The organism is Sphingopyxis sp. J-6 (assembly GCF_046603995.1).
In the GTDB taxonomy this organism is placed as follows: Bacteria; Pseudomonadota; Alphaproteobacteria; order Sphingomonadales; family Sphingomonadaceae; genus Sphingopyxis.
In genome coordinates, this window is the sequence record NZ_CP145810.1 from 3,767,978 (window position 1) to 3,789,617 (window position 21,640).

The 21,640-nt window shown below is 66.6% G+C and carries 22 protein-coding genes; 14 read left to right on the top strand and 8 right to left on the bottom strand.

Features of this window, described 5'->3' with window-relative positions; translation table 11 throughout:
• Window positions 1-100: 100 nt before the first annotated feature.
• The 5 genes from V6U71_RS18025 to V6U71_RS18045 all read left to right on the top strand — a co-directional run bounded on the left by V6U71_RS18025 (window position 101) and on the right by V6U71_RS18045 (window position 5,987).
• Entirely contained in the window at window positions 101-1,861 is a 1,761-nt protein-coding gene (locus V6U71_RS18025) for a fatty acyl-AMP ligase (protein ID WP_411339722.1), read from the top strand.
• 97 nt (window positions 1,862-1,958) lie between these two features.
• The gene (locus tag V6U71_RS18030; RefSeq protein ID WP_411339723.1) at window positions 1,959-4,310 is read left to right on the top strand and encodes a putative bifunctional diguanylate cyclase/phosphodiesterase; all 2,352 of its coding nucleotides are present in this window, start codon (window positions 1,959-1,961) and stop codon (window positions 4,308-4,310) included.
• A gap of 175 nt (window positions 4,311-4,485) precedes the next feature.
• The gene (locus V6U71_RS18035; RefSeq protein WP_054589201.1) at window positions 4,486-5,067 is read left to right on the top strand and encodes a CHAP domain-containing protein; all 582 of its coding nucleotides are present in this window, start codon (window positions 4,486-4,488) and stop codon (window positions 5,065-5,067) included.
• A 236-nt stretch (window positions 5,068-5,303) separates the two neighbouring features.
• Complete coding sequence (locus V6U71_RS18040; RefSeq protein WP_411339724.1) at window positions 5,304-5,480, top strand: hypothetical protein; 177 nt, start codon at window positions 5,304-5,306, stop codon at window positions 5,478-5,480.
• Between the two features lie 33 nt (window positions 5,481-5,513).
• The gene (locus V6U71_RS18045) at window positions 5,514-5,987 is read left to right on the top strand and encodes a hypothetical protein (protein WP_411339725.1); all 474 of its coding nucleotides are present in this window, start codon (window positions 5,514-5,516) and stop codon (window positions 5,985-5,987) included.
• A 70-nt stretch (window positions 5,988-6,057) separates the two neighbouring features.
• On the opposite strand, the gene V6U71_RS18050 is transcribed toward V6U71_RS18045, so the two are convergent.
• The 4 genes from V6U71_RS18050 to hflK form a co-directional block, all read right to left on the bottom strand.
• Window positions 6,058-6,426, bottom strand: coding sequence for a VOC family protein (locus tag V6U71_RS18050; RefSeq protein ID WP_054731483.1), 369 nt, complete (start codon window positions 6,424-6,426; stop codon window positions 6,058-6,060).
• Window positions 6,427-6,557: 131 nt separating this feature from the next.
• Window positions 6,558-8,054, bottom strand: coding sequence for a Do family serine endopeptidase (locus V6U71_RS18055; protein ID WP_411339726.1), 1,497 nt, complete (start codon window positions 8,052-8,054; stop codon window positions 6,558-6,560).
• 138 nt (window positions 8,055-8,192) lie between these two features.
• On the bottom strand, window positions 8,193-9,044 hold the full coding sequence (gene hflC, locus V6U71_RS18060) for a protease modulator HflC (protein ID WP_411339727.1): 852 nt from the start codon (window positions 9,042-9,044) through the stop codon (window positions 8,193-8,195).
• A complete protein-coding gene (gene hflK / locus V6U71_RS18065; RefSeq protein WP_411339728.1) occupies window positions 9,044-10,210 on the bottom strand; it encodes a protease modulator HflK in 1,167 nt (388 codons plus the stop codon). The genes hflC and hflK overlap by 1 nt, the downstream gene beginning before the upstream one ends.
• Before the next feature lie 91 nt (window positions 10,211-10,301).
• On the opposite strand from hflK, the gene V6U71_RS18070 reads away from it, so the two are divergent.
• The 8 genes from V6U71_RS18070 (at window position 10,302) to phbB (ending at window position 18,983) form a co-directional block, all read left to right on the top strand.
• Window positions 10,302-11,279 (top strand): Mrp/NBP35 family ATP-binding protein, encoded by a 978-nt coding sequence (locus tag V6U71_RS18070; protein WP_411339729.1) that lies wholly within the window; start codon window positions 10,302-10,304, stop codon window positions 11,277-11,279.
• The gene (locus tag V6U71_RS18075) at window positions 11,279-11,701 is read left to right on the top strand and encodes a CoA-binding protein (protein ID WP_411342372.1); all 423 of its coding nucleotides are present in this window, start codon (window positions 11,279-11,281) and stop codon (window positions 11,699-11,701) included. Before V6U71_RS18070 ends, V6U71_RS18075 begins: the two co-directional genes overlap by 1 nt.
• The gene (locus V6U71_RS18080) at window positions 11,698-12,294 is read left to right on the top strand and encodes a hypothetical protein (protein WP_411339730.1); all 597 of its coding nucleotides are present in this window, start codon (window positions 11,698-11,700) and stop codon (window positions 12,292-12,294) included. Before V6U71_RS18075 ends, V6U71_RS18080 begins: the two co-directional genes overlap by 4 nt.
• Before the next feature lie 54 nt (window positions 12,295-12,348).
• Complete coding sequence (locus V6U71_RS18085) at window positions 12,349-13,065, top strand: SIMPL domain-containing protein (protein WP_411339731.1); 717 nt, start codon at window positions 12,349-12,351, stop codon at window positions 13,063-13,065.
• A gap of 65 nt (window positions 13,066-13,130) precedes the next feature.
• Window positions 13,131-15,419: a xanthine dehydrogenase family protein molybdopterin-binding subunit gene (locus tag V6U71_RS18090; protein ID WP_411339732.1), complete on the top strand. Its 2,289-nt coding sequence runs from the start codon at window positions 13,131-13,133 to the stop codon at window positions 15,417-15,419.
• Window positions 15,416-16,387: a ferrochelatase gene (gene hemH / locus V6U71_RS18095; RefSeq protein ID WP_411339733.1), complete on the top strand. Its 972-nt coding sequence runs from the start codon at window positions 15,416-15,418 to the stop codon at window positions 16,385-16,387. The genes V6U71_RS18090 and hemH overlap by 4 nt, the downstream gene beginning before the upstream one ends.
• Before the next feature lie 77 nt (window positions 16,388-16,464).
• Window positions 16,465-18,150, top strand: a complete 1,686-nt coding sequence (locus tag V6U71_RS18100; RefSeq protein WP_411339734.1) for a DUF1963 domain-containing protein — start codon at window positions 16,465-16,467, stop codon at window positions 18,148-18,150.
• A 110-nt stretch (window positions 18,151-18,260) separates the two neighbouring features.
• Entirely contained in the window at window positions 18,261-18,983 is a 723-nt protein-coding gene (gene phbB / locus V6U71_RS18105; RefSeq protein ID WP_411339735.1) for an acetoacetyl-CoA reductase, read from the top strand.
• A 292-nt stretch (window positions 18,984-19,275) separates the two neighbouring features.
• On the opposite strand, the gene V6U71_RS18110 is transcribed toward phbB, so the two are convergent.
• The gene (locus V6U71_RS18110; RefSeq protein ID WP_411339736.1) at window positions 19,276-19,689 is read right to left on the bottom strand and encodes a DUF4019 domain-containing protein; all 414 of its coding nucleotides are present in this window, start codon (window positions 19,687-19,689) and stop codon (window positions 19,276-19,278) included.
• A gap of 14 nt (window positions 19,690-19,703) precedes the next feature.
• The gene (locus tag V6U71_RS18115) at window positions 19,704-20,024 is read right to left on the bottom strand and encodes a helix-turn-helix domain-containing protein (protein ID WP_411339738.1); all 321 of its coding nucleotides are present in this window, start codon (window positions 20,022-20,024) and stop codon (window positions 19,704-19,706) included.
• Between the two features lie 113 nt (window positions 20,025-20,137).
• Between V6U71_RS18115 and V6U71_RS18120 the strand changes: the two genes are divergently transcribed.
• Window positions 20,138-20,365 carry a ribbon-helix-helix domain-containing protein gene (locus V6U71_RS18120; RefSeq protein ID WP_411339739.1) on the top strand — a complete coding sequence of 76 codons (228 nt, stop codon included), beginning with the start codon at window positions 20,138-20,140 and terminating at the stop codon, window positions 20,363-20,365.
• Between the two features lie 25 nt (window positions 20,366-20,390).
• On the opposite strand, the gene V6U71_RS18125 is transcribed toward V6U71_RS18120, so the two are convergent.
• Both V6U71_RS18125 and V6U71_RS18130 read right to left on the bottom strand, forming a co-directional pair.
• The gene (locus V6U71_RS18125) at window positions 20,391-20,696 is read right to left on the bottom strand and encodes a hypothetical protein (RefSeq protein ID WP_411339740.1); all 306 of its coding nucleotides are present in this window, start codon (window positions 20,694-20,696) and stop codon (window positions 20,391-20,393) included.
• A gap of 53 nt (window positions 20,697-20,749) precedes the next feature.
• Window positions 20,750-21,613: an ATP-grasp domain-containing protein gene (locus V6U71_RS18130; protein ID WP_411339741.1), complete on the bottom strand. Its 864-nt coding sequence runs from the start codon at window positions 21,611-21,613 to the stop codon at window positions 20,750-20,752.
• Window positions 21,614-21,640 lie beyond the last annotated feature (27 nt).

The following is a 21,640-nucleotide window of genomic DNA, read 5'->3' on the forward strand; positions in this document are numbered from 1 at the left end:
ATTTTGTTCCAACAATATAGGGTTCGCGCACCATAACATGGCTCAGAAAGATGACATGCTTGTTGCCGCGCGACCCGGTTCACGGGACTCAGCACCCATTATGACCGAAAATCCTGCCCTCACCGCAGATGCTGCGGACGGCCTCGCGCCGACGCCGACCCATTGCGCCCAGCCGCGCCGCTTTTCGGATTTCGCCACCGTCGGCGAAGCGCTCGATTATGCCGCCAGCGGCTCGCGCGGGCTCAATTTCCACGATCCGCGCGGTAAGCTGACGCGGCCCTATCCGTACCGCGAGTTGCAGGCCGACGCCATCGCCACCGCCTATCGCCTGATCGCGGCGGGGGTGAAGCCCGAAGACCGCATCGCGCTGATCGCCGAAACCGGCCCCGAATTTGCGGCGCTGTTCTTCGGCACCATCTATGCCGGCGCCTGGCCGGTACCGCTGCCGCTGCCGACCAGCTTCGGCGGCCGCGATTCCTATGTCGGCCAGCTTACCGTCCAACTGACGAGCTGCGATCCCACGATGCTCTTTTTCCCGCCCGAAATCGCGGCGATGGCGATCGAGGCCGCCGAAGCGAAGGGTCTGACCCCGGTCGACTGGAGCGCGTTCGAACAGCGCCCGGCGCCCGTAACCGACCTGCCGGTGCAGCAGAGCGATGCGACCTGCTACCTCCAGTATAGCAGCGGCTCGACCCGCTTCCCGCACGGCGTCGCGGTCACCCACGGCGCGTTGCTCAACAATCTGTCGGCGCATTCGCATGGGATGCAGCTCCAGGACAGCGACCGCTGCATCTCGTGGCTGCCCTGGTATCACGACATGGGTCTGGTCGGCTGCCTGCTGTCGCCCGTCGCCAACCAGGTGTCGGTCGATTATCTGAAGACCGAGGATTTCGCCCGCCGCCCGCTCGCGTGGCTCGACCTGATCAGCCGCAACGAGGGCACGACGCTCAGCTATTCGCCGACCTTCGGTTACGACATCTGCGCGCGCCGCATCTCGAGCCAGACCCACGTCGCCGACCGCTTCGACCTGTCGCGCTGGCGCGTCGCGGGCAATGGCGCCGACATGATCCGCCCCGACGTCATGCAAAGCTTCGTCGACGCCTTTGCCGATGCGGGTTTCAAGGCAACCGCCTTCCTGCCGAGCTACGGCCTTGCCGAGGCGACACTCGCGGTCAGCATCATGCCGCCGGGTCAGGGCATCGTCGTCGAACTGGTCGAGGAAACCGAATTGTCGGGCGCCGCGAACGACGCCGGCCGGCCGACGCGTTATCGCGCGATCGTCAACTGCGGCCGCGCAGTCAAGGATATGACGATCGAGGTCCGCGACGAGGCCGGCAACATCCTGCCCGACCAGACGGTGGGCAAGGTCTGGTGCAGCGGCCCATCGCTGATGACCGGCTATTACCGCGACCCCGAATCGACCGCCGCCTGTCTGGTCGACGGCTGGCTCGATACCGGGGATATGGGCTATTTGTCAGATGGTTACATCTATATCGTCGGCCGTGCCAAGGACATGATCATCATCAACGGCAAGAATCACTGGCCGCAGGATATCGAGTGGGCGGTCGAACAATTGCCGGGCTTCAAGTCGGGCGATATCGCGGCCTTCGCGATCACCGCGCCGGGCGGTGAGGAAACGCCGGCGGTGCTGGTCCAGTGCCGCACCAGCGACGATGGCGAACGCGCGGTCCTGCGCGAAACGATCCGCGAACGCGTCCGCGCGATCACCGGCATGAACTGCGTTATCGAGCTGATCCCGCCGCGCACCCTGCCGCGGACGAGCTCGGGCAAATTGAGCCGGTCGAAGGCGCGCGCCCAATATCTCGCGGGCGAAATCCAGCCGTTCGCGATCGCTGCCTGACGATATCGGAAATTTGTCCCGCAGCAGGACAAAAATGGTCGACGCGCAGGCCGGTACGGTTACCTTCGGGTAACCCCACCGCATTAAACAGGCGTTCGTGAAAAGCCTGTTGACCGACCAGATCTTTGCCGACGACATTCCCGCGCGCACCCTGTTGGGGCTGGGTCCGCGCGACGAGGATGTCGGCGACCTCCGCCAGCTCCAGCTCGCCCCGCTGCGCGGCAAGGGCAGCCTGCGCCTGTGGATGGGGCTCGGGATGGCGCTCGTCGCCGCGCTGACCATGGTCCTGCGCGTCCCCGTCGCGATCGCCGGCGCGTGGTTCGCCGTGGCGCTGCTGTTCAGCCTCTGGTCCTATCGGGCGTTCGCCAGCCTTGCCATCGGCGAACTCAAACTGTCGGGCCTGCCCGAATACCGGCTTTGCCATCGCCACGCCTTTTATTCGGCGATGCTCTGGTCCTCGACCTTCTGGCTGCAGGGGGTACCGACGCTCGACCATGTGCTGTCGATCTGGACGATCGCGCTGCTGATGATGCTGACGCTGGCGATGATCGCGCACAGCATGCCGATGATCTGCATCCTGTATATCGCGCCGGTCAGCCTGTCGGCGGCCGTGGCGCTCGTCCGCGCCGGGGCGCCGCAACTCGCGGCGGTGGCGCTGGTCGCCGCGCTGCTGCTCTGCACATCGTGCATCCGCTTCGCCAAGACGCACGTCCGCTTCCGCCGCGCCGAAGAAACGCTGCACGAAAAGAACGAGACGGTCAGCCTGCTTCTCCGCGAGTTCGAGGAGACCTCGGCCGACTGGCTGTGGCAGACCGACAACGCCCGCCGCCTCGTTCACGTCTCGCCGCGCCTCGCTTTTGCGCTCGGGGCGGCCGCCGAAGGGCTGGAGGGTGTGCCGCTGCTCCAGGCACTCTCGGGCGACGCGTGGGAGACGGGACAGTTTCCGCGCAGCCTGCACGACATCGCCGAGCGGATGAAGCGGCGCGAAAGCTTTTCGAACCTGATCGTGCCCGTGACCATCGGCGGCAAGCCGCGCTGGTGGGAATTGTCGGCATCGCCGCGCCTCGACGAAACGGGCAAGTTCCTGGGCTTCCGCGGCGTCGGATCCGACGTCACCGAACAGCGCGCGTCGGCCGAACAGATCGCCAAGATGGCGCGCTTCGACAATCTGACCGGCCTGCCCAACCGCCTGCACCTCAACGAGGAACTCGCGCGGGCACTGAAGCATGCGAATGATGCGAAATCGCGCTGCGCGCTGCTGATGATCGACCTCGACCGGTTCAAGGCGGTGAACGACACCTTGGGCCACCCCGTCGGCGACAAGCTGCTCGCGCAGGTCGCCGCGCGGCTGAAGAGCATGATGGATCGCGGCATGACCTGCGGCCGGCTCGGCGGCGACGAATTTGCGGTGGTGCTGCAGGATGTGCCCTCGGCGCTCGATGCCGAGGATCTGGCGCAGCGGATCATCGCTGCGGTCAGCCGGCCTTATGTGGTCGACAATCATCAATTGTTCGTCGGCGCCAGCATCGGCTTCGCGATCGGGCCGCAGGACGGCGCGACGGTCGAAACGCTGACCCGCAACGCCGACCTTGCGCTATACAAGTCAAAGGACAAGGGCGGCAATCTCGTCGCGGCCTATGTTGCCTCGCTCCATGCGCAGGCCGAGGAACGGCGCGTCATGGAACAGGAGCTGCGCGGCGCGCTCGATCGCGGCGAGTTCGAGATGTATTACCAGCCGGTGGTCACCGCCGCCGACGGCACGCTCAACGGGTTCGAAGGCCTGATCCGCTGGAACAACCAGAAGCTCGGCAATGTGGCGCCCGGCCGCTTTATCCCGCTGGCCGAGGACAGCCGCCTCATCTCGCCGATCGGCGAATGGGTGCTGCGCACCGCCTGCCACGAAGCGATGCGCTGGCCGTCGAACCTCAAGGTCGCAGTCAACGTATCGGCCGAACAGCTGACCGACCCCGCCTTCGCGTCGGTCGTCGTCTCGGCGCTCGCGCAGAGCGGGCTGCCGCCCGAACGGCTCGAAATCGAAGTCACCGAAAGCGTCTTCCTGCGCGACGGCGGCGGCGCGGCGCAATTGCTCGACCAGCTCATCAGCCTCGGCATCCGCCTGTCGCTCGACGACTTCGGGACCGGCTATTCGTCGCTCGGCTATCTGCGCAAGACGCAATTTTCGACGATCAAGGTCGACCGCAGCTTTGTCGTCGGCGCCGCCAAGGGCAGCATCGAATCGATCGCGATCATCCGCGCCGTCGTCGCGCTCGCCGACAGCCTCGGCATGTCGACGACCGCCGAGGGCGCCGAGACCGAAGTCGAGGTCGACACGCTGCGCGCGCTCGGCTGCAGCAACATCCAGGGCTATTATTATGGCCGGCCGATGCCGGCGAGCGACGTGCTGACGCTTTTCCGCCGCCCGGATTCGCTCGATACCGAAGCGGCATGAAATCCCGTTCCGGCGACGGGCCGAAGCCCTGCCGCGACGAGTTGAAAGCGTTACCAAAAGGTTCCGCCACCCATCGCACTTCGGGCGCAACTCACCGCTAGATTGTGGTCGCGTTCGTCAAACGTGGCAAACAGCCTCCAACGCTTGAAGACAAGCCAAATGGGGGTCGCAATCCATGCTTTACAGCCGCTTTCTGGGTGCCGTCGCCGCGTCCTTGATGATGCTGACCGGTATCCTTGCCGCCACCCCTGCGGCGGCGCGCGGTTATCTGCAGTGCGTCCCCTTCGCCCGCGCCGAATCGGGCGTCGAAATCCGCGGCAATGCCAAGACCTGGTGGTCGCAGGCCGCCGGCACCTATGAGCGCGGCGAAGAGCCCCGCAAGGGCGCGGTGATGGCGTTTGCCGGCACTCGCGGCATGCCGCTCGGCCATGTCGCGGTGGTCAAGAAGATCGTCAGCGACCGCGAAATCCTGATCGACCATGCCAACTGGTCGCCGATCAACGGCCGCCGCGGCCAGATCGAACGCAACGTCCGCGTGATCGATGTCAGCGACCGCGGCGACTGGAGCATGGTCCGCGTCTGGTATGCGCCGATCGGCGACCTTGGCCTCCGCGCCAACCCCGTGCAGGGCTTTATCTACGCGGGCGGCGCCAGCGCCCCCGACCGCAATGTCGTCGATCAGGAGCCCGTCTGGACGAAGAACGACTGGAAACCCGGCAACGGCCTCGCAATGGTCGTCGCCTCGCTCGCCAACTGAGCCTTACCCCCCAACCCTCTAAGGCCATTGGCGAGCACTGAAGCCATCCGGGACGGTCCGCCGCTCCGGGTGGCTTCCCCCCTTTTGGGGAAGAAGGATTTTAGCGCCGCGGCTGGTTGTAGATGCAGGCACGCTGACGGCCAACGGCCGACTGTGGACATTCGCTCGCCGCATATATTCTATGAATTTTAACTCGCAACGTGTCAGTCATGGCTCGAACAGCAAGGACTTGCATCGTGAAGCTGAGCCGATGGATCGTAGACATCATTGGGTATGCGATGCTGTTCGCTGCCTTCGTGCTGTATAATTATCTGGAGAGCACTCAAAAAGATTACGTCGCCGTCGTTGCGACGGTTGCCGCCGTGCTTCCTGGCGTTGCACTCTGGCACCATTATTACGCCAAATACACTTGAGAGGTCGGAGCAGGCCCTGTCAGCATACGACCGATGGCGAACATCCCGTTAAGAGGGCATCATTCCATTGGCGCGATGGAGGCGGTAATGATTGATGTACGAAATTTTTTGCTGACAGCGACACGTCATCTGAGCCGACCAGCGGTGTCTTCCCTGTCCGAATACTGCGATGGAAATGCGCCGCGCAAAAGGCGCTCATGGTGTTGCTGGACAACTTTCGGCCGGCTTGAATGTGACACGGTATATTGGTCCGCCGAGCTTCCCCTCGAGACGGAGCTATATGAAACATCGGTTGCTGACGGAGGTTCTTGGGGCCAGCCATTCAGCTACCGAGAAATTGCCCATATCATTATTCCCCGCACCTTTCTTGAGGAGCCTTGGTCCGCCGACGGCACGTTTACGCAATGGCACCACGAGCAGGATGTGGATGGTCTGTCCAAAGTTCTAAATTTGGAAGGCATCGATCACAATCTGCTGCAATTCTGCCTGGAGTTGAAGCTGTACTAGCCATCTCCGGCGACAATGCACGTGCGGCTGTGATTCCCCTCTCCACCCCAAAACCGCTGACCCAGACCCCTCACCCCATGATGAAGGCGTTGAGCTTGTTGCCGTCGGGGTCGCGGAAATAGCCGGCGTAAAAGCCTTCGCCACGCGGTCCCGGCGGGCCTTCGCAGGTCCCCCCGTTGGCGAGTGCGATGTCGTAGAGCCGATGCACCTGTTCCTTGTCGCGCGCTTGCAGCGCGACCATCACGCCATTGCCGACACTCGCCGGATTGCCGTCGAACGGCCGCGTCAGGCCGATGCCCGCGCCGCCGCCATCCTTGCCCCAGGCAATGAAGCCGTCGAATTCCATCATTCGCGGCGTATCCAGTTCGGCGGCGATGGCGTCGTAAAAGACCGCCGCTTTCGCCAGATCGCGCGTTCCCAAGGTCACATAACCGATCATCATTCTTCTCCCGACTCAACCGATGGAACATATTAGGAACAAATGCCGCAGGCGCAAACAAAAGGGCGCCGGACCCGAAGGTCGCGGCGCCCTGTTTCGTCACCCGCCTCGCCAGCGGGCAAAGCAGCCCGTTACGGCTTCACCCGCACCGCGATAAAGGCCGAGGGGCCGCCGCGGCGGAGGATTTCGAGCAGCACCGCGTCGCGGCCCGCCTTCTTCGCATCGCCGACGATCTTCGCCAGCGCGTCGCTCGTCGTCACCGGCGTGCGATTGGCGCTGAGGATGACGTCGCCGCGGCGCAGGCCCTTGCGGCCCGCGTCGCTGTTCGCCGACGCCGCGCCGATCACGAGACCCTTGGTCGTCGCATCGACGCCGATCGAGCGTGCGATGTCGCTGGTCAGCGGCTGCACCGCGAGGCCGAGCGTTTCCTGGATCGTCGTATCGGCGGCGCCCGACGGATCGTCGGGCAACGTCTGTTCTTCCTCGGGGTCGAAGTTCGTCCCCGCGAGTTGTTCCTCGGGCGGCCGCGTGCCAACGACGGCGTTGAGCGTCATCGGCTTGCCATCGCGGACGATTTCGAGCGGGATGCGCGTCCCCGGCTTGGTATTGGCAACGATGTACGACAGCGTCTGTTGCGGCGTCACATCCTTGCCGTTGACCTTGGTCACGACGTCGCCGCGCTTCAGGCCGGCCTTGGCGGCAGCGCCGCCATCCTCGACGCGCTGGACAAACTCGCCGCGGTCCTTCGGCAAGCCGAGGGCAGCCGCCAGATCCTCGTCGACCGGCGCGATGCCGATGCCGAGGTAACCGCGCTCGACCTTCTCGCCGGCGCGCAGCGCATTGATCACCGGGATCGCCGCATCGGCGGGGATCGCGAAGTTGACGCCGATGTTGGCGCCGACAGGCGAAATCAGCATGTTGTTGATGCCGACGACATTACCCTGCAGGTCGAACAGCGGACCGCCCGAGTTGCCGCGGTTGATCGCCGTGTCGGTCTGGATGTAGCGGTCATAGGCGCCGCCCTGCCCGAGGTTGCGCTGCACCGCCGAGATGATCCCCGCGGTCACCGTCGAACCGAGGCCGAGCGGGTTGCCGATCGCGACCACCCAGTCGCCGACGCGCGCCGTGCTGCTGTCGGCGAATTTGACGAAGGGCAGCCCCGTCGCATCGATCTTGAGCAGCGCAAGGTCGGACGCGACGTCGCGGCCGACGATCGTCGCCTTATATTCCTTCTGGTTGGTCAGCGTCACCGTCACCTGATTGACCGCCTCGCCGCGCGGGCCGCCCGAGATGACGTGGTTGTTGGTGACGATATAGCCGTCGGCCGAGATCAGGAAGCCCGAGCCGCCGCCCTGCTGCTCCTGCGTGATCGGTTCGCGCGTCCCGGCAAAGGGATTGAGCCGGACGCCGAGCGTGACCTCCTGCTTGGTCGAGATGTTGACGACCGCGGGCTGGAGCTGCTCGACGAGGTCGGCGAAGCTTTCGGGCGCGCCCGAACGCGGAACGACCTTGGCGATCTCGCTCTTTTCGTTCTGCGCGACCTGCGCGCCGACGGGGGATTGGGTTACCAGCGCCAGCGCCGTGCCACCCACCAGCAAGGCCGAAGTGATGCCATAAACATAACGCACGATCGCAAATCCTTTTCTCTTACGAAAACCGTTGAAGGTCCTGAATCCCGGCGCTGCGGTATCTGCTCGCCGTTGGCTGAACGCTATTTGAACATGAACGATCCTTGCATCATCCGTTCATCGGGCGTCTTGCCGCGGTCAACCTCCCTGAAAGCGCTTCAGATATTCATTGTCGGGCGACAGGATGATCGACGTCCCGCCCTGGTTGTTCTCACCGAGGAAGGTCTGCCGATAGCTCTGCATCGCGCGATAGAAATCATAGAATTCGGGGTCCTTGCCGAAGCTTTCGGCATAGATGCGCGCCGCTTCGCCATCGGCGCCGCCGCGAATGATCTGCGCTTCCTTCTGCCCTTCGGCGCGGATCGAGATCGCTTCCTGCTGACGCGCGGTGCGCATGCGGTTGTACGCCGCCTCGAGCGTCGCGCCTTCGGGAAGGTCGGCGCGCTTGATCCGGACGTCGATGATCTCGGCGCCATATTTGTTTGCCTCGCGATTGAGCGCGACCTGGATATTGTCCATCACCGCGCCGCGTTCGGCCGACAGCAGGGTCGCAAAGGTGCGCTTGCCGAGTTCGTTGCGCAGCGACGATCCGAGGATGGTCGCAAGCTGCGCCTGCAATTTATCCTCGGTGCGGATCGCGGTGTACATGCGCACCGGATTGGTGATGCGGAAACGCGCAAAAGCGTCGACCTGCAGCCGCTGCTGGTCGGTCGACAGCACCTGCTGGCGTTCCATGTTCACGCCGAGAATGCGCTTGTCGATATACTGGATGCCGTCGGTGAACGGCACGCGCAGGACAAGGCCGGCACCCGAGCGGCCGAAATCCTCGTTCGGCTTGTAGCGGTTCACCGTCCGCTCGATCTCGCCAAAGCGCAGGATCAGCGCCTGCTTGTCCTCGGGCACGATCGCCAGCGACTGCGACATGATGACGAGCAGGACGACAAGGCCGACGAGCAAGCGCATCGGGTTGCGGAAGAGGGCCTCGAACATCACTGGCCTCCCTTCGTCGCCGCTTCGGGCTCAGCCGCCACGCGGCGCTGGACCTGATTGAGCGGCAGATAAGGCGTCACCCCGCGGGGTTCGACGATCGTCTTGTCGACGTTCGACAACACATTCTCCATCGTTTCATAATAAAGCCGCTGGCGCGTCACCGCGGGCGCAAGCTTGTACTGTTCATAGATCTTGTCGAACGCCGCGGTATCGCCGCGCGCGCGTTCGAGCACCTGCTGCTGATAGGCGCGGGCAAGGTTGATCGCCGATTCGCGTTCCTGCCGCGCCGCCGTGACTTCCTTGAACGCCTCGTCGACCTGGCTCGGCGGGTCGGCCTGACGGATCGCGATGCCCTGGATCGTCACGCCGGCGCGATACTGGTTAAGCAATTCCTGCATGCGCGCCTGAACCTGCGTTTCGATCTCGACGCGGCCGGGACCGATCGCCTGCACAAGGTCGAAATTGGCGACGGTCGCGCGCATCGCGCTTTCGGCGACCTCACGGATCGTGCCTTCGGGGTCGGCAAGCTGGAAGAAGAAGAGTTCGGGATCGCGCACCGACCAGCGGACCTCATAGGCGAGGTCGACGATGCTCTGGTCGCGCGTCAGGACGAAATTCTCGTCGGTCGCGTTGGGCGAGCCGACCGCCATCGTCCGGATGGCGCGCACGTCCTCGAGCCGGATGCGTTCGATCGGCGCCGGCCAGGTGAATTTGACGCCTGGTCCGACGGTGCGCGAATAGCTGCCGAGCCGCGTGACGACGCCTTCCTTTTCGGGCGGGACGATGTGGAAGGAGGAAAACAGCACCCACAGCACGGCGACCGCGAGGACGCCCCATTTCCAGAGCCGCGCTGATTCGGGGAGGTTCAGCCCCCCGCCACCACCGCCGCCCGAGCCGCCGCTGCCGAAGCCGCCGCGCCCCTTCCGCAGCAATTCGTCGAGCGCCGAGGGACCGCGCGGTTTGCGCGGGCGCTGCTGGTCGGCGGGATCGGGGGTGACCCAGGGATTGCGCGGGCCGGGTTTCTTGCCATCGTCGGGTCCGCCATCGCCGCCGCCCTTGGGGCCGCTGCCCCACGGGCTGTTCGCCATCAGGCTGATCGAATCGAAAAATTGCCGCAATCCCCGGGGAGTGCGGCGTCCCATGCTGCCGTCAATCTTGTCGTTCATATTGCTTTTATAGGGGCGACGGGCGCGATTAACAGGGGGTGCGCGCGAAAATGGCTGGCAATCCCCCCTGCCATCCCTATTTCCCGCTCGCATGACCGATATCGCTCCCCTCGCCAGCATCGCCACCGACCTCAGCGGCGGCCGCACCTCCGGCCTCCGTTTCCTCGACGAGCAAGGCACGCTCGCGATCGTTCTCGACGTCACCGGGCTGGCGGAAGCCGAGCGCAAGCCGCTTGAGGACAGACTGCGCGCGGGACTGCTCGCCCGGCCCGGCGTTACCGAGGTGCGCGTCGCGATGACCGCCGAGAAAAAGGCACTGACCATCATCGCGGTCGGCAGCGGCAAGGGCGGCGTCGGCAAGTCGACGCTCGCCGCAAATCTCGCGGTCGCGCTGCGCCGGCAGGGGGTGAAGGTCGGGCTGGTCGATGCCGACATCTACGGGCCTTCCCAGCCTCGCCTGATGGACAGCGAGGGCGTCAAGCCCGAGGCGCGCGGGTCGAAGCTCGCCCCCGTCCCCAACGCTTATGGCGTACCGATGCTATCGACCGGCCAGATCGCGGCGCCCGGACAGGCGATTGCGTGGCGCGGCCCGATGGCGGGCAAGGCGCTCGAACAGCTCGTCGATGCGAGCTGGGGCGATATCGACACGCTCGTCGTCGACCTGCCGCCCGGCACCGGCGACGTCCAGCTGACAATGATCCAGCGCCACAAGCCCGCCGGCGCGGTGATCGTGTCGACGCCGCAGGACCTCGCGCTGATGGACGCGACGCGCGCGATCAGCCTGTTCGAACAAGCCGAGGTGCCGATCATCGGCCTTGTCGAGAATATGGCGGGCTATGCTTGTCCGCATTGCGGCGAGGTCAGCGACCCGTTCGGTTGCGGCGGTGCCGAGGCGGCGGCGCAGACGATGGGGCTCGACTTCCTCGGCCGCGTGCCGCTGTCGATGGGCATCCGCCTCGCCAGCGACGGCGGCGTGCCGCCGGCCGCCGGAACCGATCCGGCGGGCGAGCCGTTCCACGCGATAGCGGCGAAGGTCGCCGCATGGCTGGCGACAAGAAAGGGGCGATGATGGTGATCAACGACGAAAATGAGATTCGCGAGCTGTTGGGCCAGCCGCGCCGCATCGCCGTCGTCGGCGCCTCGCCCAACCCCGCCCGCGCCTCGAACGAAGTCCTCGCCTTCCTCGTCCGGCAGGGCCATGACGTGATCGCCGTCAACCCCGGCCACGCCGGCAAGACGATCCATGACGCTCCCGTCGTCGCGACGCTCGCCGATGTCGAGCCGCCCGCGCATCTCGTCGACATTTTCCGCAACAGCGCCGAGGCCGGCGCCGCGGTCGACGAAGCGATCGTCCATGGCGCGAAGGCGGTGTGGATGCAGATGGGGGTGATCGACGAAGCCGCCGCCGCGCGCGCCGAAGCGGCGGGGCTGGTCGTGGTCATGGACCGTTGCCCCAAGGTCGAAATCCCGCGCCTCGGCCTGCTCAGGTGAAGGCGCTTCTGCCGCTGCTCATCGCCACCACGCTTGCCGGATGCGCGACCGCGGCGACGCGCGCGAACCCGCAGGACGCTTTCTTCGAGGCTCTCGCCGCGCGCTGCGGCAAGGCCTATGCCGGCAAGCTCGCGAGCGATCAGGACGCCGACGCCGACATGCGCGGCAAGGCGATGGTGATGCATATCCGCCATTGCACGCCCGACCGCATCGAAATCCCCTTCCACATCGACGGCCTCGGTCCCGACGGCGGCTGGGACCGCTCGCGGACGTGGATCATCAGCCGCACGGCCAACGGCCTCCGCCTCAAGCACGACCATCGCCATGCCGATGGCAAGCCCGATACCGTCACCCTCTATGGCGGCGACACCGCCGATGGCGGGACGGCGACGCGCCAGACCTTCCCCGTCGATGCCGAATCGATCGCGATGTTCACGGCGACCGGCCGCAGCGTTTCGAACACCAACATCTGGTCGGTCGAAACGACCGCTGCGCGCTTTACCTATGGGCTGAACCGCGAAGGAAGGCATTTTCGCGTCGCGTTCGATTATGCCAGCCCGGTAGCGCCGCCGCCCGCACCCTGGGGCTGGTAGGGGGAACCCTTCCGCCCGTCATGCGCTAGCCCGGCATCGAACGGGAGAAAATTCATGCGCACCCAGCCCCTAATGCTGATCCTTCTGCTCGCGCTCGCCGCCTGCGGCGACAAGGCGCCCGACCCGCGCGGGGTCGAGCACGACGAAACCCTGCTGTCGGTGTCGGCGACCGGCCGGTCAGAGACACGCCCCGACGAGGCGCGCTTCACCGCCGGGGTGAGCACGATCGCCGCCGCCTCCGAAGAGGCAACGCGGCGCAATAACGAAACCATGGCCAAGGTGACCGAGGCGCTCAAAGCCTTCGGCGTTGCCGAAAAGGACCTCCAGACGCGCCAGTTGACGGTCAACCGGATCGACTGGGGCGCCAACAAGGGCAAATATGAAGCGGTGAATCAGGTCGACGTGCGGATGCGCGCCGTCGACAAGGCGGGCGAAGCGGTGGCGGCAACGACCCGCGCCGGCGCCAACGTCCTGTCGGGTCCGTCGCTGCGCGTTTCCGATCAGGAGGCCGCGACCAAGTCGGCCTATGCCGCCGCTTACCGTGCCGCGCGGGCGCGCGCCGATGCCTATGCAGGCGCGGCGGGGCTCAAGATCGACCGCGTCCTTGCGATCCGCGACGGCGGCGGCGCGCCGCCGCCGATGCCCTATTATGAGATGGACGCCGCCAACCGCGTCGCGCCGCAGGCTGTCGCCGCCGCGCCGCCCTTCAACCCCGGCGTCAGCGAATCGCAGGTATCGGTGCAGGTCGATTTCGCGCTGACGAAGAAATAGCGCCGGGCTCCCGCTCGTCCGAAAGCCTTTGCGTCGCCGACTCGCGCCGACTATCAGCGGCGGGGATGGCGGGCATTCGCGACACTGTGGGGAAAGACAAAAGGCGCCTGCCGCATGTCAGCCGCCGTTCGCTGCTCGTCGGGGCGACCGCGGCAGGGGGCCTCGCGATCGCGTGGAGCCTGTGGCCGCGCGACTATAGCTCCAATCTGACTGCTGCGCCCGACGAGCATGTCTTCAACGCCTTTCTGAAGATCGGCGACGACGGCCATATCAGCGCCATCGTCCCGCAGTGCGAGATGGGACAGGGCGTCACCACCCTGCTGCCGCAGATCATGGCCGACGAACTCGGCGCCGACTGGCGCACGATCGCGGTCGAAACCGCGCCGATCAGCCCGCTCTATACCAACACGCTGCTCGTCGACGAGGATAGCGCCGTCTTCACCCCGCGCAGCGGTGTCCCCGATTTCGTCCACGATGTGCGCGGCTGGGTGCGCCGCGAATGGGCGGTGCGCCACGCCGTGATGCTTACCGCGAACAGCTCTTCGGTGCGGATGTTCGAGGCGCCGTGCCGCGACGCGGCGGCGCAGGCGCGCGCCCTGCTGATGATGGCGGCGGCGCGGCGCTGGGACGCCGACTGGGAAGCGTGCGACACGCAGGACGGGTTCGTCATATTGGGCGCCAAAAAGCTGCGCTTCGCCGAAGTCGCGGCAGCGGCCGCATTGCTCGAACCGCCCGCCGAGCCCGTCTATCGCGCGTCGAGCGCCGATCCGCTATACGGCAAGGAACTGACGCGGCTCGACCTGCCGGCGAAGGTTGACGGATCGGCGAACTATGCCGGCGACATCCGGCTGCCCGACATGGTGTTTGCCGCGATCCGCCAAGGCCCGGTCGGCGCGACGCGGCTGAAGGGCATCGACCGCAAAGCCGGGATGAAATCGCCCGGCCTGCTCCATATCGTCGAGCATGAGCGCTGGCTCGCCACCGTGGCGCGCAACTGGTGGGCTGCAAACCGCGCGCTCGACCGCTTCGCCCCGGTTTTCGAGACCGACGGCACGCCGGTTTCGAGCGACCGGATCGACAAGGCGCTGAAAAGCGCGTTCAAGGCGGATGCCTTCCGGATCAGGAGCGAAGGCGACGTTGGCGAGGCGATGGCGGGGCGCACCAAGGTCGCGGCCGAATATGCCGTCGCTCCGGCGCTCCACGTCCCGATCGAAACGCGCACCGCGACCGCCGCCCCCGACGGCGCGAAGCTGCGCGTCTGGGTCGCGACGCAGGCGCCCGCGCAGTGCCGCGATGCGATTGCGCGCGCGACCGGACTGGCGCCTGCGGCCGTCACGCTGTTCCCGATGATGGCCGGGGGTTCGTTCGACGCCTGTCTCGACCATAATGTCGCGGTGCAGGCGGCGATCATCGCCTTGCAGATCAAGCGCCCCGTCCAGCTCGCCTGGTCGCGCGCCGAGGAGATCATGCGCGTGCCGCCGCGCGCGCCGGCGCGCGCGAAGCTGACCGCGACGCTGAACGCCGCCGGCGGGATCGACGCGCTCGTCACGCGCATCGCGGTGCCGTCCACCAACCACGAAGTCCGCGACCGGCTGTTCGACAATAGCCCGCCCGACGTCGCGCAGCGCGCTTCAGCGGGCAAAGCCGACGCCGCAGCCGTCGAAGGCGCCGCGAACGGCTATGCGATCCCGCATGTCGCGGTCGATCATTGCCCCGCCGATATCGGGCTGCCGACCGCGCGCTGGCGCGGCAACGCCGACAGCTACACCGCCTTCTTCACCGAATCCTTCGTCGACGAGATGGCGGCGCGCGCCGGGACCGACGCACTGTCGTACCGGATCGCGATGCTCGGCGATGCGCCGTTGCTCGCGCGCTGTCTGCTCACCGCAACGAGCCTCGGCGGCTGGGAGGGCGGCCTGTCGGGAACCGCGCAAGGTCTCGCCTGTCACAGCATGCGCGGCAGTCACATCGCGCTGATGGCGACCGCGCGGCAAAGCGACAAGGGCCTGCAGGTCGAACAGCTCGTCGCAGTCGTCGATGCGGGACGCCTCGTCAATCCGGCGATCGCGCGCCAGCAGGTCGAGGGCGGGCTGATCTTCGGCCTCGCCGCCGCGGTCGGGGCGACGACCGACTATGAAGGCGGCATCGCGACCGCGCGCAAGTTCGGCCAGCTCGGCCTGCCGCGACTGTCGCAAACGCCGCAGATATTGATCGAGTTCGTCGACAGCGACCGCGATCCGGGCGGGCTCGGCGAGATCGGCGTACCGGTGGTCGCCCCCGCGATCGCCAACGCGCTGTTCGCGGCGACCGGACGCCGTATCCGCCGCCTGCCCCTCTCGGCGCATCCATTATGAGTGCCGGCGACAGGATCGGGGTGCTGCTGGTCAACCTCGGCACCCCCGACGCGCCCGACGCAGCGTCGGTGCGCCGCTATCTTGCCCAATTCCTGTCCGACCGCCGCGTCGTCGAAATCCCGCAAATCCTGTGGCAGCCGATCCTGCGCGGCGCGATCCTGACCACCCGGCCGCGCAAGTCGGCCGAGGCTTATGCGCAGGTATGGACCGAAGCGGGATCGCCGCTCGCCGCCATCACCCGCGCCCAAGCCGAAAAGCTGCAAGCGGCGTTGGGCGGCACCGTGCTGGTCTCGCATGCGATGCGCTACGGCCGGCCCGCCATCGGCGCCAGCATCGACGCGCTGTTTGCCGCCGGGTGCCGCCGCATCCTGATCGCGCCGCTCTATCCGCAATATTGCGCCGCGACGACGGCGACGGTCGCCGATGCGGTCAATGCACATCTTGCGACGCTGCGCTGGCAGCCGGCGCTTCGCTTCCTGCCCCCTTATCCGGACGACGACGCCTATATCGGCGCGCTGAAAACATCGGTCGAGGCGGGGCTGGCAGCGCTCGACTTCACCCCCGATGTGCTGCTCGCAAGCTTTCACGGCATGCCCGAACGCACCCGCACGCTCGGTGACCCCTATCACGACCAGTGCCGCGACACCGCGCGGCGGCTGTCCGAAGCCTTGGGGCGCCCTGTCGAGGTCGCCTTCCAGTCGCGCTTCGGCCGCGCCAAATGGCTCGAACCTGCAACCGATGCGACACTCGCCCGGCTGGGCGCGGCAGTCTCCAGCGTCGCGATCTTCGCGCCGGGCTTTGCCGCCGATTGCCTCGAAACGCTTGAGGAGCTGGCCATCCGCGGCAAGGAGCAATTTGCCGGCGCGGGCGGGCGGCAGTTCGCCTATCTGCCGTGTCTGAACGACAGCGCTCCCGGCATGACGATGCTCGAAACGCTGGTCCGGCACGAACTCGCCGGATGGCTTTAAACGCTTACTTCCTGTTTAGGTCCTTGCGTTAAGCTCTCCGGCACGGCGCAAAGCCGCTTCAGTCGGAGGTAGGATCGATGAGCCAGCTTGAATCGGCAGCAGTGAAGCTGATCGGCGTTACGCTCGCCTTCCTGCTGGTCGCCTGGTTCGTGTGGCGGAAACGTCAGGGCGAGACCGTGCCGGCCGCCCCGAAAATGCCCCGGTCGCCGTCGGCGCCGCGCGAATTCAAGCTGCCGACGCTATCGCGCAAGGAACGGGCGGTCGCCGAGGAACCGGTCGAAATCTCGCCATCGCGGCTCGCGCGGGTCAGCGGCAAGGCGCCGCTCGCCGGGCTGAGCGAACCTGCCCCCGAACCCGAACCGAGCGCGCCGCCGCCCGATCCCGAGGCGCGCGCGATGGCCGAAGCGATGCTCGCGTCGATGGTGGCGCAGGTCGAACATGAGGCCGATCTGGTCGACCGGCGCGGCAGCGAAGCCGTTGCCATCCGCCTCGTCCCGCAAATTCCGCCGCGCGATGCGGGCGGAGCGACGAGCTGGCTCGGCGGCGCGCCCCGCCTCGACGCACGCACGCCATGGCCCGAGATTCGCGAGACGCCGGCCGATTTCCTCGCGCAGATCGATTGCACCGCGCTGCCCGCCGAGCTTTGGGACGGCTTCGGACCGCGCAGCGGCGCGCTCGCCTTCTTTATCCATCCGCGCGACGGCGACATGCTCGTCGTCCATGTCGCCGAGCCCGGCGATCCGGTCGGCCCGCCGCGGCCGCAGGGCGACGACGACAATTTCTTCGCGCCGCACGGCGGGCTGCGTTTCGGCGACCTGATGCCCTTCACGCGGCGCGCCTTTCCCCAATGGCCCGTCGATCTGGTCTCGGTACGCCCCGGCGATCCCGATCCGCGCGATGCCGAGAACGGCGACGACGGGCCGGGCCACCGCCTCTACCGCGCCGGCTATGATATCGCCGACCCGGCATGGCACCCGTTCGACTGGGCGAGCATGACCGCGATGGCCGAGATCCTCGACATGCGGATTTCGCGCTTCTGGCGCGATCCCGGCGATGCGCCATCGCCGATCGAGGTACAGCGCGCCAATGTCGAGCGGCGCCTCGCCGAGACTGTCGACGGAGAAGCTGAATCGATCGACCGGACGCTGCTCGAAAACCAGCTTGCGACGCTGACGGAGCTTGCCGAAGCCGCACATGCCGCCGCCGAAATGAACCGCGAAGCGCTGGCCAATGCGCAGGAAATCATCGCGATCGTGCGCGAAAGTGCCGGCCGCGACGATTTCTCGCCGGCCGCCGCCGCGGCGGTGATGGGGGCGCTGCAGACGATCCGCTGGGCCAAGGTCAACCGCAAGCCCGATCCCGCGGGACGCCCCGGCGCCGAGGCGATCGAGACGCTTGTCCTGCCGCTCACCGAGCATCATCCCGAAGCGCCTCTGTGGGCGCATGATTACCACAGCCTCTGGTTCGACCATGCGAAGCATGCCTATGCCGCCGGATCGGACGCGCTGTCGCCCGAGGCGCTCGCGTTCCTCGAACCCTATTGCCGCGAACTGGCGGCGCGCGAGATGGCCGGGATCGGCCATGTCCCCTTCGCCTATGTCCATGATTATGATGCGGACGCCGATGCGACGATGCTCGAACTGCCGTCGAGCGGGCTGATGAGCTGGATGTTCGGCGATGTCGACCATCTGGTGCTGACGATGCGCAAGAGCGATCTTGCCGCCGGACGGCTCGACCGGCCGGTCGTCCAGATCAGCAACTAGCCCCCTGCCCACCCCCCTGAAATAGCGTTGCGATTGACGTTCCGGTCAACTTGCGGCGCCCCGTAGCGCCGCCTACTCTGGTCCTCCAACTCTGTGGGAGAGCCTGATTCATGACACGCGTAGCAATCGTCACCGGCGGCAGCCGCGGCATCGGCGAAGCCATTTCGCTGAAATTGCAGGAGCAGGGCGTCACCGTCGTCGCCAACTATGCCGGCAACGACGAAAAAGCCCGGGAATTTACCGAACGCACCGGCATCGCGGCGATGAAATGGGATGTCGGCGACCATCAGGCGTGTCTCGACAGTTGTGCGCGGATCGCCTCCGATGTCGGCCCGATCGACATCGTCGTCAACAACGCCGGGATCACCCGCGACGGCACGCTCGCCCGCATGAGCTATGACGATTGGGACGACGTCATGCGCGTCAATCTTGGCGGCTGTTTCAACATGGCGAAGGCGACCTTCGGCGGCATGGTCGAGCGCGGCTGGGGCCGCATCGTCAACATCGGCTCGATCAACGGACAGGCGGGCCAATATGGTCAGGTCAACTATGCCGCCGCCAAATCGGGCATTCACGGCTTTACCAAGGCGCTGGCGCAGGAAGGCGCCAAGAAAGGCGTGACGGTGAACGCGATCGCGCCCGGCTATATCGACACCGACATGGTCGCGGCGGTGCCTGCGCCGGTGCTCGAAAAGATCGTCGCCAAGATCCCGGTCGGCCGCCTCGGCCAGGCCGACGAGATCGCGCGCGGCGTTGCCTTTCTGTGCAGCGAGGACGCGGGTTTCGTCACCGGATCGACGATGAGCATCAACGGCGGGCAGCATATGTATTGACGGGCCGAGGGCGCTAGCGAAGGCGTTCGCGCCGCGAACGGCGAACTGGCAACCGGTGGCGAAGCCACGGCCCGGCTCGGCCAGCGGGGCGGACGGCCCCGCAAGGCCGGCCGAACCCGTCTGACGTCATGGCGGCGGCTTTGCCGTCGCTAGCGCTCCACCAAATAAAAACCCGTTCGCATCGAGCGAAGTCGAGATGCCCCTCGGGCTTGGCTATCCCGCCGCGTGTCTCGACGTCGCTCGACGCAAACGGGAAGAGAGGGAATTCCGACCCCGGATCGGCGCCTCCCGATTACTCCACCATCACGCCCACAACCCGCCAACTCCCGCCCTCGCGCACCAGCGACAGCGTTTCGATCGCCCCCGCCTTATTCGCATAGTCGGTGCGGAACTTGACCATCTGATAGCCATAGGGCGGCGCGGGCACCGCCTCTTCGTTCAGCAGCACGCGCGCCTTCACCGCGCCGAGCGGCCCTTGCACCTGGTGCGCCACGCGCGCCCAGGTCTCCGGCGTGTTGAGCGTCTTGAACGACTGGCCCGTCGCCTCCCAGCTACCGTTCCAGTCGCCGCGGTCGACCAGCGCGAGCCAGCCCAGCGCCGCCGCGACCGCGGCGCTTTCGGCGGGCGCGGTCAAGGGCGGTGCCGCAGGGGTATCGGCGCTTCCGGACATCGAGGCGAAAGCGAGCAGGGCAAGAGCGAACGACATGAACAAACCTCCGGCTATCCAGCCGGACCGCCGCCCCATGCGGCGCGTCGCGGCTGATGCGTCGTCTGTTCCATGCCGGGGACGGCCGCGGCTTCCCCCAAAGCCTTGTCCCCGAGAATTTGAGGGTCACGATGTTCGAGGTCGCGCAGTTGCCGCGCCGCTTCGCGGCTGCTCGACACCGCGAGCTTGCGCCGCGCATCGCGTAGCCGCTCGTTGACCGTGTGCACCGACAGGCCGAGGTGGCGCGCCATCGACTTCGCGTCATAGCCGCTGACCAGCAGGCGCAGTGTCTCCTTCTCCTTTTCGGTGAGCGCCTGGATTCCGGCTGTCGTCACGTTTCCTGTCCCTCGCTCCGCTGCTATCGACGCCGACATTAAGCTCCGCCAGAACGCGGTCACCCCCAAATAATTCGTACTCCGATCGGCGGCCGAGCCGCTATGCTACGGCGATGGCCGCCCCCTATCGTCCCCCCGTCAAACGCTCGGTCACCATCGCCGGCCACCCGACGTCGATCAGCCTCGAACCCTTGTTCTGGGACGCGCTGGAGGAAGCGGCAGCGCGGCTCGCGCTCCCGGTCAACGCGCTTGTCGCACGCATCGATGTCGAGCGGATGGAGGCCGACGATCCACCGAACCTCACATCGGCGATCCGGCAATGGCTATGGCGCGAGCGCTGATCCGACGAGCGCGTTCGCCGCGACCCTAGCCCAAACGGTGCGGCGTGGGGTCGCCCAGTTCGCCGACGAGCTGCCGATAGGCTTCGGCACGGCAGCGCGCATATGACGCGCTGAGCTCGGCCCGATCGAGACGCCGGTCGGCGACAAGCCGCTCCAATATTCCCGCATCGTCGGACAGCGCGATTTCGCCGACCAGTTCGTCACCGCTCGCGCCCAACGCTTCGGCGAGCAGGCGGAACGTCCGCGCGCGCTGCCGGAATTCGAAGTCCATCAGCCGCGCCGATTCCACCTCTTCCTTGCGAAGCAGGGCCGCTCTGAGGTCGAAAGCCATGGCGTCGATTTAGGCCGCAAGGCGCGTCGGCGCAATCGTCATGCGTCGTGCGTTCAGCCGAACAGCGCCGCTACCACGGCGTTGCCGAACGCCGCTCCCTTGTCGGGCGCGTGGTGCAGGAAGAGCGAAGGCTCGATCAGTTCGAGTTCGATGATGTGCAACCTGCCCGCCGCATCGCCGACCATATCGACGCGCGCATAGACCGGCGGTACCGGCGCCGCGGCCAGCGCGGCGGCGGCCAGATCGCGCGCCGCTTTGCTCGCGTTCCAATCGGCCTCGCGCCCGCCGAACTGTTCCTGGACGCGAAAGTCGCCCGCCGCAGGGCGCTTGACGATCGCGTGGCTGAACTTGCCGGCAAAAAAGAAGAGCGAAAATTCGCCGTCGGTCAGAATGCCTTGCATCAATGGCTGGATGAGCCGGCGCCGGCCGAGCGCGTCGCCGGGGATCGGTGCCCCCGGAGCGACACGGTGCGTGCCGTCGGCGCCACCCGAAATGGCGGGCTTGATCACCACCTCTTCGGCACCGAGCGCGGCGCGCGCCTTGCGAAGCCCCGCTTCGTCGAGTGCGGCGATCTCGACCGTCGGCACCACGGCAACCCCTGCCGCGCCCAGTTCGGCCAGATAGGCCTTGTCGCTGTTCCAGCGTAGCACCGGCACCGGATTCACCACCGGCAGCGCCTCGGCTTCGAGCCGGTCGAGCAACGCATACCAGGCGACGACGTCGCGCTGATAGCCCCAGGTAAAGAGCGGCAGGATCAGCTCATATCCCGTCAGGTCGCCGGGATCGGTCCACACGCGCTGCTCGACGACCAGTCCCGCCGCCGTCAGCGCCGCAGCCTTGCGCGCGAAGGCGGGCTGCCATTTTTCATAATAGTCGGACGCCGGGACGAGGATCGCGACGCGGGGCTGATAGGGCATGGGTTCCACTCGCTTCCTTAAGCTCGT